The organism is Photobacterium minamisatsumaniensis (assembly GCF_050336695.1).
Lineage (GTDB): Bacteria > Pseudomonadota > Gammaproteobacteria > Enterobacterales > Vibrionaceae > Photobacterium > Photobacterium minamisatsumaniensis.
In genome coordinates this window covers 57,676-76,100 of the sequence record NZ_JAKJSI010000029.1, presented here as the reverse complement: position 1 = coordinate 76,100, position 18,425 = coordinate 57,676, and the positions used below count along the sequence as shown (strand labels likewise).

Here is an 18,425-nt window from a genome sequence, read left to right as displayed (position 1 = left end):
TCAAATGGCGACAGGGTTGTTCCTTTTTCAAAATGATCTTCGGCTCCATGATAACCCTGCCTTATCTCTGGCTGCAGCTGAAGTTGATCGATTAATTTGTGTCTTTTGCATGCCCAACGGCCGCGTTAATAATTACCCTTACTCGATTTCACAATATGGCAAGCACCGGTTTCAGTTTCTACTTCAATCACTTGATGATTTATCGCAAAGGCTGGAACAACATAATCAACAATTGTTGGTTCTCTTAGAACACCCTTTAAATATCCTGCCAGAGCTGATAACTCGCTATAATATTTCTTCAATTTACTCAAGTGAACATGTCGGTACGTACGAGCAGCGTAATTGGCTCACCCTGAAAGGTCGCTACCCGTATATCAGCTTTAAACAGGCCTCAACTCACACCCTTTTTGATCAAACAGAACTCCCTTTTACGCTTGATTCTTTACCAACCTCTTTTTCAACCTTTCGTCGTCTTATCAAAAACCAACCAATTGAATCAGCGCTTGATAAAGTTCATAAACTACCGCCTCCTCCCCCTTCATTTAGGGCATATGATGTAATTTCGCCAATGCTCAATACAATAAGCCGATCGACTTTTCAAGGCGGCGAAACTGCTGGGCTAAAACAACTCCAAGCCTTTTTCTTAACGCAGAAACCAAGCTTTTATAAAGAGACACATAACGAACTTGATTCCAGAGAATATTCAATAAAGTGCTCCCCCTGGCTAGCACTTGGCTGTCTGTCTGCTAAACAAGTGATACAAACGTTAGAACAGGATCAACAGCAAGCTACTGAGCCGACAGGTTCCTCCGATTGGATTAAACACGAGCTACTCTGGCGAGAATATTTCCAGTGGTATGCGCATAAATATGGCTGCAAACTATTCCAGTTTAAGGGTATCAAAGAAAGTGCACCCCATACTGCATTCTACCCTGAACGTTTTAAGCGTTGGTGTGAAGGCAACACCCCCTACCCATTGGTCAATGCCTTAATGAACCAACTGAAACATACTGGTTATATGCCAAATTGCGGGCGTGAAATTGTCGCTAGCTGCCTAACCAATGAACTAAGCCTTGATTGGCGTTATGGAGCGAGCTACTTCGAAGAACACCTGATTGATTATGACATTGCGATAAACTGGGGAAGCTGGCAATATTTTGCAGGTGTAAGTACTAACGCCCAATCACCGCCTCATTATGATATTGAACAGCAATCTTCACTATTCGATCCTAATGGTATTTTTATTAAAAAATGGCAAGGCGATAAACATGATGGTGGTTTAGATTCTGTTGATGCTGCAGATTGGCCCATTTGGTAAATATTCTTTCTATATTTACCAAAATAGACATTTACAGCAACGAAATAACGTTACCAGTCACAAATAATAGCTTCTAAATACTATTATCAGCTATTAAATAATGAGTTTTCCAGCAATCTCATATGTAACAAAACAATTTAAAACAACAGAGACGTGTACTGTAATTAGTACATATAAGCATCAAATCCACCATTACTGCCCAATTAATAGCACACCACAGTATTTACCCATCAGCACCCTTTTGCATGCAACAATGCGAACAATAAAAACCTAGAGCAATATCACACTTTTCGCATTTGTATCCACGCATAATATGCGCAATAAAACACAAATAATAAAAAGGAAGCTCATATGAATTGCTGTAAAGGAAAAAATTACCAACGAATAAAGCGTCGAGGTTTAACTAAAATCTTTTATTCATCTATTTACCGTTGTGCCAATTGCCGTGAAGTAATAAAAATTCGCATCTAAAAAAATAAACCAAGATACCTTCAATATATACTAGATAATTAAAAATAAACTTGTATTTATATATAACCAATTAGCGACTACTAGCAATGAAAAAGCAAAATTATAAGATATTCCCATCATTAGCGTGTAATTTAACTCAACCATTACATGCTATTCAGTTAAAGCCTAATGATAAAGTTACATCTTATCGGTTCCCTTTACTTAAAGGCCGCCTTAATAGAGCTGTGATAAATAATTTTTTAGAGCTACCAATATAAGTATGCCTTAATAAAGCACGCCATTAGGCTGTGCTTTATTAGATTACCGCAGTGAACCAGGTGTGGCACCATGGAATCGTTTAAATACCTTACAAAAATTACTGACATCTGATATTCCGACTTCTTCCGCAATATGCTGCAAACTCATCGCTGAATTAGTTAAACGCCATTTAGCATGATTCATTTTCATTGCTAACCAATAATCTTTCGCTGTTTGACGATACCCTTGAAAAAAAAGTCGATCTAATTGACGCCGACTCACACCAAGTTGTGCTGCGATACTCTCTACAGTCTCATTATGTGCTAAATGTTGTCGCATTAAGCCTATAGCACGTCTAACATGTCGGCCGACATACACGCTTGACTGATTATTTTCTTCTAGAGACTTCAGGTGATGCTGCTGCTGTCGAGTTTCATCGACCAACATATCAGCTAACCCCTTTAGTGCCTTCGTCTTCCCGCAGTGGCGAGATAAGAGCTCCACAGCAAGTTCTATCGCAGCAGTCCCTCCGGCACAGCTAATTCTTTTTCCGTCGATACAGTATAGTTGCTCTGCTTGTATTGATATATGAGGAAAAGCACTACTAAATTCCTGTATATGTCGCCAGTGTACCGCGACTTTTCTTCCTTTTAGCAGACCCGCAGCAGCAAATAGAAAACATGCGTTATCTACACTCACTAGGGTTACCCCTTTCGATGCAGCCTTGCGTAATAATGGTTTATAGCTTTCAGCAAGCCGCATACTAGACTGAGCACTACGGCTGCCGAACACGACCAAATAGTCATATTCTTCAATATCAACCTCTGACAGAGCGTACTGAGCCTCAACCGTAATGGCACTGCTCGACACAATCGCTCCCGCTTCTAGCCCCGCGACAATCCATTGGCAATAACGTTGTTGGCTATAATCTTCGTCATCGGCGGAAAAGCGTAACTTGTCGAGAAAACCACCAAACGGCAGCATATTGAATTCAGGTAATGGCAGTAATAAAAACCGTACATCTGCTGAACTCTGTAATTGCGCCATGAACATCGCCTAAAACGTTAACTTTTCAATCGTGTCTAAATTGTACCTTATATAGTCCAGTTTTCACCATAATATATTTCCTCTCTCCACCTATACTGCCGTCATTAACCTATAAAATTACCCTAAGGTACTCTATGTCATTCGAGACTTGGCTTCTCTATCTATTTGCTGTAACTGGCCTTGCTTTTGCTCCTGGCCCTAATGGACTTCTCGCACTAAGCCATGGGGCAATGTATGGCAAGAAAAAAGCTCTCGCGACCATTTCAGGTGGGATATCTGGATTTATCATATTAATTGCACTGTCTATGTTTGGCATTGGGGCAATCATGCTGGCATCTTCACAAGCATTAACGGTATTTAAATGGGTTGGCGGGGGGTACTTAATCTATCTCGGTGTCCAGTTATGGCGCAGCCCTAGTATTCAAATCGGTGAATTGAAAGCCGAGGATCACAGAAGCAACCTCAGTTTATTTCGACAGGGAGCACTTGCCGCAATTTCAAATCCCAAAGTATTGCTGTTCTTCGGGGCGTTTTTGCCACAATTTATGTCACCCGATCATTCTTTGCTTCAACAGTTCTTTGTTATGGCAGCTACATTTGCTTTCGTTGAATTTTTCGTCGAATACTTACTGGCTTGCACGGCTTATACATTACGCCCTTGGCTAGAGCGTAAAGGTAAGATATTTAACCGAAGTTGTGGCGGTGTATTTGCACTTTTAGGTGCTAGCCTGCCACTTAGCCAGTAACTATATTGCTACCTGTGCGAACAGTGAAAACGGAACTTACGGAATAGGAACCTCACTGTTTCGCACTCACCCCAAATGATCATCATCACTGCTCAATGTATATGTGCCTATCATCGATGTTGATCCCAACTTTATTATATTCACTCCCCTCAACCTTCCAAGATCTTAGGAAACAGGACAACCTAAACGTTAATCGAGACGATGTAAGCGATTTCAACATGTAATGATGTGCCGTGTATCACCAGTGAGGGAAATCACAATGATAAGAAGTCACCCTCACTTTATTTAAAGCAACAATATTTCACATTCAATACATGAGGCTAAGCATGAAAAAGCATTACCTTGCAGCAGTACTTTCAACCATCCTGATATCGACAAGTAGTTTCGCCAGTTCCCCACAAGAAAACAACATTATCTCTAACCCTGGATTTGAAGATAAAGGATTAGGGTGGCACTATCATTTCGCCAATATTCGCAGCGATAACGCTTATGAAGGTACTTATCGCGGCCGTATCGCTATCGGCTCTGATCATCATATTAGCCAAACGATTAATGTACCAGAAACCGCTTATTACGACTTATCAGCCTATGTATTAAGCCCTGAAAAAGGGGGGCAGCTAGGTTTGAAAAACTTACACAATGACTTGCTAGTATCTAAATCGATCCCTAAGCAAAAAAAATATAAACAAGTCACGCTAAAACATATCCCACTTGAAAAAGGTGAGGCGCTGAATGTTTTCTTTGCTGGTTCTGATGGCAGCGCTGTCAGTATTGATAACGTTGAACTCATTAAGTCAAAAAAGAACAAACAACCGCCTTTTAACCAAGTGATTAATTTTTCCGTATCTGAGCAAACGGGAATGGCCGGTATTCATCGTGACAACCGCACAGTCGAGTTTGCTGTACCTTATGGTACTGACATCACTAACTTAGAAATTGCCAATATCTCAATCTCGCCTGATAGCTATGCATCGATTGGTAATGGCGATCAACTAAACTTCACCAACCCAGTTACGATTGCTGTTACCGACAAAAAAGGGAACACAGAAAACTGGACGGCAACTGCAACCGTCAAAGATAAAGAGGTAACGATTAGCTCTTCCAATAAGAATTTAGAAGATTCATTCAACTGGGCAATCGATAAAACCAACCAGTTTGTCATGACAGGCAAAAATGGCCTCGTAAACCGAGATGAAAACAATAACGATGGCAGCGGCCGAGCTGACTATATCCCATCGTACTGGGCTGGGTATTTTGATCGAACAGCCTTCTATTCACGTGACTTCCTTCACCAAGCATCAGGGGCGTGGCTGGCAGGGCTTGCACCTGAAAATTTCTCGATGTTCAAAACATTTGCTCGTCACTCTACCGAACCACGCAAATGGTATACCTTGTGGGCGATTAATTTCGATGGCACACCACACACAATTGATTATCACCATGATGAGTACTTTGTCCGTGAAGTTCCCGCCCAGTTCGAGTTTGTTGAAAAAGCCTACGAGCAATTTTTATGGACAGGTGACCGACGCTATATCGAAGATGAAGAGTTATGGACTTTCTATACCAAGGTGCTCACTGACTACATCGAATTACATGACGATCAAGAACCCAATGGCATCGCAGAAGGCTATGGTGGCATATTTGAAGGTTCTGCCACATACAATGAGCGTGGCGAATTTCCAATTGAAGCGGGAGATGGTATAGGTTCCCAGTACCAAGCAACGGTTTCGTATGCCGCCATGCTTACAGCACGTGGCGAAACAGATGCAGCTCTTGAATGGGCTGAAAAAGCGGATGATTTAAAACAGTTCTTTAATGAAGAGTGGAGCATTAAAGACCCTAATAAGCCATTAGATAACTACGTCAATATTATCCAAAAAGATGGCCTACGATTAAATGATTTTGGTAAAGAGAACAGCTGGTTCATGCCGATGAAACTCATTACTGAACCGGGTGTACGAAATGATAATTATCTCGACTTTATCTCATTAAACCTCGGTGATGGCATCGGCTCAACACCAGAGGCACCAAACAATATTGAGGCTTACACCTATATCCCTGAAACTTACTTCCCGTATAACCGTAACGAGGAAGCATGGAAGTGGATGAACTACATCATCAATAAAAAAGACTTGCCACATGAACGCCCGACGCAAGGTACCAATGGTGATTACCCTGAAATCTCATTTACCTTCATTTCAAATACTATCGAAGGTTTAATGGGTATTGAGCCCAATGCTGCAGACAATCGCATCGTTACCGCCTCTCACTTACCACAAGATGTTGAATGGTTAGAGGTGGAATACTTACCAATGGGAGAGCATGAGCTTAAAGTTCGTCACGAAGGTTTAAACCATACTGAAATCACCAATACTTCAGATCAAGCGTTGACTTGGGAAGCACGCTTTTATGGTGATCACCCGCAAATACTGATTAATAATACTGCGCACCACGCCGAACAAAAGCGCGTTAATGGCGTTGTTGTAAGCTATATCACTTATGAATTACAAGCAAATGCCACAGCAGTAGCGACCGTTGTAACCCAATAAATACCAAGCGTTTATAAATAGAAAGCACTGTTATCAACAGTGCTTTCTCAACTATGACATAGAAGCAAATTCACTTGTAACATTTCAACCAGCCACACCAGCACGCTATATACTTATTACTATTCGAATTTGAACCTAAGGTAGTGTGTGTATGCATATTCGATCAATAACCATCGCAGTACTTTCCACTTGCCTTAGCATGATATTAATTGGTTGTAGTTCTACCCCTGACTCTACTGTACGTAAAACGGGGGAATACAGCTTTTACGACTCAACCCAGAGTTTTATCTCATTAAATGAAATACGCAGCAGTGGTGCTGTTGTTGATAAAGGGTTATTTTATCCCAAAAATGCTTATTCATTTACCTATCGATACTGCTCAACAAGCGAACAAAATGCAGCAGAAGACATTGCAGAGTACCTAGCACTTGCGAAACGCGTGTGCGAGGCGAATACAGGGCAATTAATTTACCAGCCGTCAGGCGCATGGTGCGTTACCGCAGCCAATACATTTGATGAACGACCGCTTTTTTCTGCTCGAATATCTAGCACAGCATTATGGGCTGATTTATGTCTTGATGGACCTTTCGTCACATTAAAAATGGTTGAAAATACGACGGCTTCAATCACGGAGTGGTACCAATCCTCGCAAGTTCTCGGTTATCAGCCATACACACCACACCGGGTACTCACAGTGCCCGCGGCGGCAATGTCTCCCCTTTATGCGTCCCCCGTATCAACGAATACTGTCAATACTTGGAGCGATGAAAGTGAATTTATCTATTCCAACATCGGCGCTACTGTGTGTATTTATGATCACCCCAATAATTCACCACATGGATATACCTATCGAGGGCAGGTTTACAGTGTAAACAATGGCACGGTGAAAGTATTAGCAACCGAAAAATGGCAAGGCGATATTCGAACAGCACCTGCTTGGGAGAGGCTTGAATGGTATAACGAGGCATACATTACCGCCTCTGCCAACTCGTGGTTTGTATGTTCATAGAGATATAAGGCTCAAGCGGCTAAGAATAAAAACCATAAAAAAAAGCCACCAGAGGTGGCTTTTTTGATTTATTAACAGACTAGACTGTCGGTTTAAAGACCTAATTCCTTACGCTCTTTACGAGTCATATACGGATAAGGTGGTGTAAACACATCATCAGGTACTTCGTATTCAGCACGTACTCTGTCCAGCTCTTTATGCATCATTTCACGAACGTCTTTGTATTCAGGGCTTTCGTAAACGTTGTTTACTTCATTTGGATCTGTCACCAAATCATAAAGCTCTAAGAAACCTTCACCTTTGTTCTGCGAGTAAAAGTCAATCAGCTTATAGCGATCACTACGCACACCATCGTGGCGTGGTACATTGTGTGCACCTTCCATGTAGTAGTGGTAGTAAACAACAGGACGTTTCTCTTCCCACTCTTTATCGCTCACTTTACCCGTTAGAACGTCTAGGAAAGAAAGACCTTGCATTTCTTCTGGTGCTTTCAAACCAACGGCATCAAGGAATGTTGGGCCGAAGTCCATATTCTGGATCATCGCTTGTGGACGTTGCTCAGGTGCAATCTGTCCAGGCCAGCGAATCATGAATGGCATTTTAAAGCCTTCTTCATACATGTAACGCTTTTCTGCCCAACCATGCTCACCGATGAAGAAGCTTTGATCTGAGCTATAAACAACGATGGTGTTCTCAGCAAGACCTGATTCATCTAAATAATCAAGAATACGGCCAACGTTCTCATCGATAGTCAATACCGTTGCCATGTAATCACGCATGAAACGCTGATACATGTACTCGGTACGTGCTACTTTTAGATCTCGTGGCACATCACCCCAACGACGCTTGTACATAGGATCTTTCATCTTTTCCCAGTAGTCGACGTTTGCGTCATCGTATGCTTCATGGAATGCCGCTTTCTGCTCGTCAGTCAGGCGATTCATCCACTGATCAAAGTGCCAGCGTTGATCACCATCCATGCTATTAATCCACTCTTCACGAACACGCGCTTTTTCTGGTGTTGTCGGTGCAGGTGGGAAAGCATTAATACCAACTGGCGTCATACCGTAAAGTTGCATCCAAGCATTTTCAGCATGCTCACCGCGGGTTTTGTAATCATCAAACAGAGTATCAGGGATCGGGAAGTTATGATCCATGAAGGTGTCCATGTGACGAGCCGGTGGGCGACGAGGGGTATGAGGCGCTTTATATTGTACTTTCAATAAGAAAGGCTTATCTTCTTCCCAAGACTCTTCAAGCCAATCTAATGACATATCAGTGATAAGGTCAGTCGAATAACCTTCAATTACTTGGGTTTTACCTTCCTGATCAATAAATTCAGGGTTGTAATAAGTGCCTTGACCACCTGCGCCATTTAACACCAACGAGTAACCAAACTCTTTAACTGGTGTTGGGTGCATGTGCCACTTACCAATTAGGGCTGTATCGTAACCATCTTCTTCCATGATTTTCGGGAAGATAACCTGATTAGGATTCCAGCGAGAGCTGTTATCAAGTACACCATTTTTATGAGAGTGCTTGCCCGTCATAACAGATGCACGACTTGGCTGACAAATAGAGTTCGTTACATAAGCACGCTCAAAAATAGCACCTTCATTGGCAATACGATCAATATTTGGTGTTTGGCCAAGGGTTGGGTTATAAGCACTGATAGCCTGATTGGCATGGTCATCAGAGAAAATAAATAAAATGTTTGGTCTTTCTTGTTCAGCGGCAACACTTGTCATTGCAGAAGAAGCTAACAGTAAGCCGATCCCTTTTGAAAGGGTTGAGCGTTTAATATTCATATTGTCCTTGCCTAATATAAAAATAAACAGCTTGATGATTTCAAACCATTTTTAACTTTAACGCTTTGCGATAAAACCATGCTCATATGCCATATCCATGCATAAGCTATTCAGTAAAATAACATGCTCAACCTAACAGGTTAGTTACACTGAAGTGAATCTCTATCCTTTTCACAACTGTAATTTAAACGTTTCGACTGTTTTCGTCAATTCCTTGATTTTAAAATGTGATATAGATTATGTTCTTGATAAAATAAAGAGAAAAAGCATTTTAATGCACGGTAAAAACATTAATTTCAATATTTTATTTCTGATAATATTTCTTCACAGAAATAAAAAAACCTCCCTTCCAATACGGAGGGAGGATCAATAAGATATCTAAATTCGGGTATAATCTAAACGGTATAACTACTCAAAGTAGTTATTATACTTATTAAAGAAGTCCATTCCTAAGTGGTCAGGCATTGCAGCCAATCCAAACAAAAATGTTGAGAAATCAACACCTTCAATAAATTCTGCTTTCCATTCTGGTTGGTCATGGCTATAGCGCCATAAAATCTCATAACCACCCTCTAATACATGTTTAGCATTAATGGTATTATCACGATAGGTGGCAATTAAATCATCTTTAGCTCTATCATTAAATGGAATGTAACCAGCAACAATATGCGGTGAAACCACTAAGTTATGATTAAATTGACGGTCGCCTTTAAAGTGGAATCGGTCTACACAATAACCATTTGGACATGAACCTGCACCACTACCCCACTCATATTCTTGCAATTCAACACCTTCAACGTCAACATCACGCCAGAATGCATAATCCGCTTTGGTTGAATTTTCTAATGCGGTAACAAATTCTGGATTATTAGAAAAGTCATGCATTAAATAGTTATTGAATAAGAAATTAAATTGCGATGTAAACCACGTCTTACCTTCTGAAAGTACCGGAATACCATTATATTCAGCGACTGGTAAGAACTTGGTTGTTGAATACCAAATATCCCAAAATTTCTTAGCGTTTGCTGCATTAGAAGCATTTTTCAGGTCATCAGCTTGCTGGTTAGCTAAACCTGCAACGAGCATATATTCATTAAAGGCTTTAGTTCGATGTGGTTTAAATGTGCCATCGGTATGTTGAGCAAGATAAATACGGCCGGTTCTTACATCAGCAATATAGTCCGTTAAATCTGTATTTTGGTATAGGAAATCTGCAAGCTTGGCGATTTCGTCGTTTTCACTGAAGTAGTTTTTAACAAATAATGCGCCATACATCATAATCGCACTATCAACTGGGCTCCAGTCATCACCAACGGCTTCACCCGTTTGAGTGTTGTAGAAATGGATAAAAGTATTAGTCGCGTTCTGTGGAACTGTAAATTCAGGATCTTGACCAGCTAACTTACGCAACGTTTGCAAAGCAAGTTGTTCAGCTTCTGGTTCCCAACCATTAGCATGGCCAATGGTTAAAGCAACTAAACCCATACCAGAGTTAGCAATAGAGCCGACATAACTGCGGTCACCATTTAGAAACAGTTTATCTTCATAAGTGCCGTTTTCATTACGTAGTTGCTGCCAGTAGGCATAGCCACCACGGTATAGACTATCAATGATCTCTTGATCACTTTTCACCGATTCGCTAATTACGGTTTCATTTTTTACCGTTTCAGCAAATGCCATACCTGGTAGTAACATTGCTCCAACTAGCAGCGCAGCTAACTTCTTTTTCATTTCTATTCCTTCAACTTCAAAAGGGATGCTGATGTATTGCAAGCTCAGGTAATGAAACCGATGCGTTAACAAGATCCAAAGCATCAAAATGGGTAACACTTGGCACTCAATATAAACGTTTCGACTGCAAGTGCAATCTTCAGATTTTTATAGTGTGCTTCAGGTCACGGCAAAAGTGCTTATCTTCTTTTTTACTAATAGATATTTACGTTTAGATACATTGCACTTATAAACACTGCATTTATAGTGAGAGATATTGCGTGTAGAAACCTTGCAATAGAAACAAATAACGAGGGCATAAAGCCCCCGCTAGTTTTAGTTGCTGTTAGACGTATTGTCTTTATTTACGCCCAGTTAGCCATTACTACTTAATCAAGCCGAGAGCTTTACGTTCACGTCTGTGCATGTACGGATAAGGTACTTCAAAAACATCAGCTGGAACTTCGTATTTGGCACGAGCCTCTTCTAGGCGCTTGTGCATAGCGGCTCGAACGTCGGTGTAATCAGCATTTTCATACACGTTGTTTATTTCGTTCGGATCTTCTTCTAAGTCGTACAACTCTAACCAGCCTTCACCGTTGTTCTGAGAGTAGAAGTCAATTAGCTTGTAACGCTCAGTTCTCACACCATCGTGTCGAGGTACATTGTGGCCGCCTTCCATGTAGTAATGGTAATACACCGCTTCACGCTTTTTGTGCCACTCACTCGTGCTTATTTTACCATCCAGTACACCTTTAAATGACATACCTTGCATTTCTTCTGGTACAGGTAAGCCTACTGACTCAAGGAATGTTGGCCCAAAGTCAATATTTTGGATCATTGCCTCTGGACGTTGACCTGCTTCGATTTGAGCTGGCCAGCGGATCATGAATGGCATTTTCATGCCTTCTTCATACATGTAACGCTTTTCTGCCCAACCGTGCTCACCAATGAAGAAGCTTTGATCTGAACTGTAAACCACAATCGTATTTTCAGCTAAACCTTGCTCTTCTAGGTAATCTAAAATTCGACCTACGTTTTCATCAATTCCTAATACAGTTGCGGCATAGTCACGCATAAAACGCTGATACATATGGCTTAAACGCGTTGCTCTTTGTTCCGTTGTTAGGTTAGCGCGACTACGTTGGTACTCAGGTTTCTTAAGCAATTCCCAATGTTCAACGTTAATGTCATCATAAGCTGCGTGCCATGCGTCACGTTGCTCTTTGGACATGCGATTCATCCATTGATTGAAGACACGACGCTCACGCGGCGTCATTTTTGCTAACCATTCTTCACGGATTTCAGCAAGTTCAGGTGTGGTTGCCGCAGGTGGGAAAGCATTAATACCAACGTCCCCCATACCGTACATTTGCATCCACGCTTTTTGAGCATGTTCACCACGTGTTGTGTAATCATCATGCAGGGTTGCAGGCTCAGGGAAGACATGATCTTTAAACGTTGTTAGATGACGAAGTGCTGGTCGACGCGGTGTGTGTGGCGCTTTAAACTGAACCTTAATAAGGAAAGGATTATCAGCGTCTTTATGCTCATCTATCCAGTCAATCGATAGATCGGTGATCAAGTCAGCTGAGTAACCCTGTAATACGGTTTTCTTGCCTTTCTGATCGATAAATTCAGGTTGGTAATATGTACCTTGGCCACCAGCACCATTTAGGACAAACGAGTAACCAAACTCATTAACCGGTGTTGGTTTCATGTGCCACTTACCAATCAATGCCGTGTCGTAACCCGCTTCTTCTAACAAGTGTGGGTAAATCAGCTGATTGGGATTCCAACGAGATGTGTTGTCAATGACACCATTTTGATGAGAATGCTTGCCCGTCAAGATCGATGCGCGACTCGGCTGGCAGATAGAATTCACAACAAAAGTGTTCTCGAAGATTGCGCCTTCATTAGCAATTCGATCAATATTTGGCGTTTGGACAAGATCTGAACCATATGCACTAATCGCTCGATTTGAATGATCATCAGAAAAGATAAAAACGATGTTTGGTTGCTCTGATTGACCTGTTCGTTCTGGAGCAGCTTCTGCTGATTGAGCCATGGCCGTGTTTGTTGCTAACAACACGCCAAGTCCTTTGACTAAGGTAGAGTATTGAAAATTCATAATTAGAGGTAAACCTATTTATTGTGTTATATCAATTAATTATGTGAATAGAAATGGTCAAACCAAAAAATCAGCTAAGATAAAAACGAATGAAAACGGCTAAAATGTGTGGCGTATTGACTGTGAAAAAACCAATATAAACGTTTCAACTAGCACATTCAAATCACGCGTCATTTTTTGTGAAGTTCGTACGAAAGAAGGATGCGCAAGCGCTATACAAAGAAAAATATTGGTTATTTGAGAGCGAAGGCAGACACTGTAACTGTGCCCACCATTTTAAAAGCAACAGTATAAATGTAAAATTTCTTTATACATAAAATGAAATACTTTTGACAACTGGCTTGCATTATTAATATTCCACGCTATAAACACAGCTTACTCCTTAACCTTATACGATCAAAAAAGTAACGTTATATTTGAGGCTATATGTAAGATGTTTATTAAAAAGAACATTTAGCTGAGTGAAAACATCAAGCTCAATATAAAATTGTATTTATAAAAATGACGTTATATTAACCATCAATAAAAAGGGGCTGAAGCCCCTTTTTATTATTTTTACACTTACTTACAAGGTAATATTAAAGCCTACACGAACCTGCATTTCTTGCTTGTCACCACCACTGTAGTCAGTAACGCCCGCAGGTGAGTGGCGTTCATTATCACCATACTGGAAGTTGGCAACAAAACGTAAGTTAGAATTTATACGTTTGTTGTTATTAATGTTAAATTTAACATAATCATACCCGTTCCAATGTTGACCACTTTCTTCATGACCGATTACAGTACTCATTTCAGTCGTGATATCGTAAAAATGCTTAAAGCGAACAAATGGTTTTACATTATAACTTTTACGGCGAGTCTCATAATCACTATGATCCGTTGTACCGTTATACGAAACACTCGCACCGAAGTTGACTTGTGGGCTATAGCGGTAAACATAGTTCACATCAGCTGAATAACCTTGCCAGTTTTTGCTATCTCTATGAACACTACGGTCGTAACGTTCACGCCACTTAAATTGATAGTCACCCGTGGTCGAAATAAAATGCTGGCCAAATGTAAACTGTACACCGGGTTTCAATTTTAGTTCTTGCGTCGCTGTACCTTGAGCTTCAGCCTGACGAATATAAACAGGTTCAGCAAACCAGCTAACATTTGGGTTTACCCACTGCTCATAACGTGGTGCAAGCGTAAAGCTTACACGACCGTCTTTTGTTTTCTCTCTTTTGTCTTCTTTTACCCAAGACTCAGACAATACATGTCGGAATCGAAAGTTTTCATTTATTCGAGTTGAGCCATCTAAATAAACAAAACGATACGATGAGCGTTTTGGTGCACGGTCAAATACCGCTTCGTTATATACCAAACCAGTAAAGAAGTTCGTACGACGTTGGCTAGCACTTGAACTTTCACCAGATCGAACTTGAATTGTATCTATATCCCCATCCATATCTATCTGATATGAACTTGAATCGACTTGTGACGCTATAGCTCCACTAGAAAGCAACAATGTCCCTATGCTTAAAACCAATGTCTTCTTCATTTTAACCCTGCTCACGTATCGGTAAATTAAAGTTATTTATGATTTTGAATTTGGTGTCATACGTTATTTGTATTTTAAACATAAAAGTAAATCTCTTATGCGCTTGACACCAAATGAATAAGTGTAAGATAAACGTTTCGACATGAATGTCAATCTATGTCAATAAATCACATTTGATAAATAAAGCACTGATTTAACAGAAAAAAACATACAAACTTTATATAAGACCAATCAATATAATTTCTGACAATATGAGTCACGTCACATTAAAACCGTACCGATAATATATTCAGTTCATTTAAAATCAATAACTTATGGATGTCACCTTTTTATTCCCTGTATTTATAATGCAGATAGGCACATATATGCTTTGGCAATAAAAGTACTATTTATAATTAACTCAATATTTATTTAAATCGGTGCGTGAATAAGATTTACATCACATATTCAAGGAAAATACAGCATATTCTTTATTCTACTGCCTGTAATTATTGAACCGTTTAACTAACTTCTGTATGTTTCACCCATCGCTGCATTGAAACGTTTATATGACTAGCTCAACTCGGAGACTTACGCCATGAAGAAAACAATTATTACTTGCTCTACTGCTCTATTACTAATGATGTCTAGCCAAGCAATCGCATTTGATGACCTCTCTTATAGAGATCAAAAACGCATCTCTTCTGAAGTTCACGAATTACAAGTTTTCTTATCGTTGTCTCAAAAAGATGCCGACAAAATCATTCAGTACAAAGCAGACATGGCGAAAGCAAACGCTCAACTCATTCAAGAGCACGGCCGTGGTACGGATGGGTTTAAAGAGGCGAGAAAACCATATTTTCGCGCATACCAACAGAACTTACGAACGATTGTAAGTCGTGAGGATCTACGCCGTTTCAATGCATCTAAAAGCTAATTTCGAATTCTAACAAAAATTTTATAAGGCTCCCTACAATGACTTTTAAAAAATCCACTTTAGCTTTAATGATGGCTTCAACCGTAGCCCTTACCGGTTGTTTAAGTGATGACTACGATTATAGTGGTGATGCTGAATCTCTGACCGCGCAAGTACCTCTTTACCACAATGACCCAAAAGATCATACCAGCCCTTATACTATGACAGCAGTTGATGCACACGGTATGGAAGTTGATGTCGACGGACAGGAAAATGGTGCGCTGGATAATATTCAAGTTACAGGTGATTTCTACGATGTTAAGCCATTAACCGTTGAAGTAAGCGATGATAAGGCTTCGCTTGTATTCAAAGCTAATCAAGAATATGACATTAATGCGGCTAACAACAGTGCCGACGACCAAGGCGGTACTGTTCAATTCTACGTTCAGACAAAACATTACGATATCGGTGAAGGCGAAGAACGCAACAAAGTCATGCTGACGATGGGTAATGGTAATAATACCCATAGTATTGATATCACAAGTGCAATGGCTGCAGCTGCTGTAACTGAAACGGGGACTGCACAATGGATCCGCGTACCACTAAGCTGTTTTGTTGAGCAAGGGCTAGATCTAGGTGGTGTTGATTTTGCTATGGGCATCGAAAGTGAAGGTGCAATTGAGTATGAATTTAGTCAAGCTCGCCTAGCGTCTAATTCCGTGCCAGAACAACCCGGCGCACAAGAAGTCCAAGGTTGTTTAAGTAACAACAACAGCAAAGTTCTGATCGATAGCACCACTATCATTAATCAAGACATTAGAACAGATGGTGCGTGGGCCATCCAAGGCGAAGCAGATGATGTTCGCATTACTCGTGGTAAGGGTATTAACCCGAACCCAGGCAACAATACTGATGAAGGTACGATTCGATACAAAGGTATTGAGTACGACGAGAAATTCGACTCAACTCGACGTAGTATTCTTGCTTTTGCCATTAATAAAGCATCAGAACTAAAAGATATGACAGTACCTCGTTTAGACATGAGTCATTACATGGCAAATGGCGAGTTACAAATGACGCTTCTATTACCATCTACACACCTTCCAGCGGGCGATGATACATATTTGGTACTAACGCTGGACACGCCAGTAAATAATACTATTGGACTTCCTAATGGTGGTTATCCTACTTCACAAACTGTGTCTTATAACTTAACGCAAGCTGGTGTTGTTAACGGTGAAGCACACCACGTTAAAATATCTCTTCATGATTTCTTTGTGAAGCCAAATGGAACGACATCTTTAAATGGACTGCAATATGTCGAAAAACTAACGACGCATATTGAACAAAGAGCAACGGAAGATGGTGAGGCTGATTTTACAAATCTTGCTGGCTTTAAATACGGTCTTGCAGATATCAAATTGGTCATGAACCCAGACGCTGAATAAACACTGATTTATCCTTTCCAACGGCCATTCTAAATGGCCGTTTTCTCATTCTCCAAGGACTGAATATAATGAAATCTGCGTTTAAAAAGCATGGGCTCACGCTGGCACTGGCTACCGCTATTAGCGGTCCAGCACTTGCCGATACACCAGTAGAACCGATTCAGCAACAACCTAACGTTCTGTTCATTTTTGTTGATGACATTGGTTATGCTGACATGGGCTTTCAAAACCAAAGCCAAGATATTGTGACACCGCACATGGATAAAATTGCGGCTGAAGGCGCAATATTTTCAGCTGGTTACGTTACCGCTTCTGTTTGTGGCCCTTCTCGCGCAGGCCTACTAACCGGTCGCTATCAACAACGCTATGGCTACCACGATAATACCGCGCCATTTGTCAGTGAACCAGATATCGAACAAGGATTGGATTTAAGTGCTAAAACCATTGGTAACTACTTCCAAGACGCTGGCTATGTAACGGGCTTTATCGGTAAGTCTCACGACGGTGACGATAAAAAATACTGGCCACATAACCGTGGTTGGGATGAATTCTACGGCTTTAACAATGGCGCGGCCGACTACTTTGTCAGCGGCTTTAATAACATGAATGCCGAAGAGAAAGCTTATTCTTCTATTCACCGTAACGATGAACTGGTTGACGATTTCGATGGCTACCTTACCGACATATTTGGCGGTGAAGCGGTCGAGTTTATCGAACGCCACAAAGATGAGCCTTTCTTCTTGTATGTACCGTTCAATGCATCACATGGTCCAATGCAGGCTAAAGAATCCGATCTTGAAAAGTTTTCCCATATTGATGACGAATTACGCCGTAAAATGGTCGCTATGACGTACAACATGGACCTTAATATTGGCCGCATGGTTGATAAGCTTGAAGAGCATGATCTCATGGAAAATACCATGATCATCTTCATGTCTGATAATGGCGGAAAACCAAACGGTAACGGGTCATTCAATACGCCATTAAATGGCTATAAAAATACCTACTGGGAAGGTGGGATAAGAGTACCGACCACAATAACATGGCGCGGCACTGTTCCAGCCGAGCAAGTCATTGATACGCCGATGATTTCACTCGATATCTTGCCGACAACTCTTGCAATGGCGGGTGTTGAAGTGCAGGACGAATGGCAGCTGGAAGGCGAAAACCTACTGCCTCTCCTAACGGGTGAAGTAAAAGAGATTGATGAGCGCTTCCTTTACTGGCATACCATCAACAAGAGTGCAATTCGTGACAACGATTGGAAACTTGTGATCCATAACACACTGGTTAAAAATCCAAAGCCTGAGCTGTATAACATTTCAAAAGATATCAGTGAGTCAAACGATCTCGCCGACAAACACCCAGAACAAGTTAAACGTCTTTTAGCAGAGTTTGAACGTTGGGATGCACAGAACCAAGATCCTAAATGGGGCTGGAATCGCAACATATTCCCACATGCCAACGGGTGGCGTGGCCGTAACTGATTATAAAGAACCAACAGCCCAATAAC

At 40.9% G+C, this 18,425-nt stretch carries 12 protein-coding genes; 7 read left to right on the top strand and 5 right to left on the bottom strand.

The annotated features are described in order from the left end of the window. Positions 1-4: 4 nt before the first annotated feature. Complete coding sequence (locus L4D78_RS16215; protein ID WP_428467897.1) at positions 5-1,318, top strand: DASH family cryptochrome; 1,314 nt, start codon at positions 5-7, stop codon at positions 1,316-1,318. Between the two features lie 771 nt (positions 1,319-2,089). Here L4D78_RS16215 and L4D78_RS16210 read toward each other — a convergent pair. Further along, the gene (locus L4D78_RS16210) at positions 2,090-3,073 is read right to left on the bottom strand and encodes a GlxA family transcriptional regulator (RefSeq protein ID WP_428467896.1); all 984 of its coding nucleotides are present in this window, start codon (positions 3,071-3,073) and stop codon (positions 2,090-2,092) included. Positions 3,074-3,207: 134 nt separating this feature from the next. Here L4D78_RS16210 and L4D78_RS16205 point away from each other — a divergent pair, with 134 nt between their 5' ends. The 3 genes from L4D78_RS16205 to L4D78_RS16195 all read left to right on the top strand — a co-directional run bounded on the left by L4D78_RS16205 (position 3,208) and on the right by L4D78_RS16195 (position 7,377). Beyond that, entirely contained in the window at positions 3,208-3,819 is a 612-nt protein-coding gene (locus tag L4D78_RS16205) for a LysE family translocator (protein WP_428467895.1), read from the top strand. Between the two features lie 326 nt (positions 3,820-4,145). After that, entirely contained in the window at positions 4,146-6,368 is a 2,223-nt protein-coding gene (locus tag L4D78_RS16200) for a hypothetical protein (RefSeq protein ID WP_428467894.1), read from the top strand. A gap of 151 nt (positions 6,369-6,519) precedes the next feature. Then, positions 6,520-7,377 (top strand): hypothetical protein, encoded by an 858-nt coding sequence (locus L4D78_RS16195; RefSeq protein WP_428467893.1) that lies wholly within the window; start codon positions 6,520-6,522, stop codon positions 7,375-7,377. A gap of 92 nt (positions 7,378-7,469) precedes the next feature. Here the strand turns inward: L4D78_RS16195 and L4D78_RS16190 are convergent, their stop codons facing one another. The 4 genes from L4D78_RS16190 to L4D78_RS16175 all read right to left on the bottom strand — a co-directional run bounded on the left by L4D78_RS16190 (position 7,470) and on the right by L4D78_RS16175 (position 14,569). Continuing rightward, entirely contained in the window at positions 7,470-9,185 is a 1,716-nt protein-coding gene (locus tag L4D78_RS16190) for a sulfatase family protein (RefSeq protein ID WP_428467892.1), read from the bottom strand. A 408-nt stretch (positions 9,186-9,593) separates the two neighbouring features. After that, a complete protein-coding gene (locus tag L4D78_RS16185) occupies positions 9,594-10,916 on the bottom strand; it encodes a hypothetical protein (protein WP_428467891.1) in 1,323 nt (440 codons plus the stop codon). Between the two features lie 364 nt (positions 10,917-11,280). Continuing rightward, positions 11,281-13,026 (bottom strand): sulfatase family protein, encoded by a 1,746-nt coding sequence (locus tag L4D78_RS16180; RefSeq protein WP_428467890.1) that lies wholly within the window; start codon positions 13,024-13,026, stop codon positions 11,281-11,283. A 565-nt stretch (positions 13,027-13,591) separates the two neighbouring features. Next, positions 13,592-14,569: a hypothetical protein gene (locus L4D78_RS16175; protein ID WP_428467889.1), complete on the bottom strand. Its 978-nt coding sequence runs from the start codon at positions 14,567-14,569 to the stop codon at positions 13,592-13,594. 577 nt (positions 14,570-15,146) lie between these two features. On the opposite strand from L4D78_RS16175, the gene L4D78_RS16170 reads away from it, so the two are divergent. The 3 genes from L4D78_RS16170 to L4D78_RS16160 all read left to right on the top strand — a co-directional run bounded on the left by L4D78_RS16170 (position 15,147) and on the right by L4D78_RS16160 (position 18,399). Further along, entirely contained in the window at positions 15,147-15,485 is a 339-nt protein-coding gene (locus L4D78_RS16170) for a hypothetical protein (RefSeq protein ID WP_428467888.1), read from the top strand. Between the two features lie 38 nt (positions 15,486-15,523). Beyond that, positions 15,524-16,912 carry a putative glycoside hydrolase gene (locus L4D78_RS16165; RefSeq protein ID WP_428467887.1) on the top strand — a complete coding sequence of 463 codons (1,389 nt, stop codon included), beginning with the start codon at positions 15,524-15,526 and terminating at the stop codon, positions 16,910-16,912. Positions 16,913-16,980: 68 nt separating this feature from the next. Further along, a complete protein-coding gene (locus tag L4D78_RS16160; protein WP_428467886.1) occupies positions 16,981-18,399 on the top strand; it encodes a sulfatase-like hydrolase/transferase in 1,419 nt (472 codons plus the stop codon). Positions 18,400-18,425: the final 26 nt, after the last annotated feature.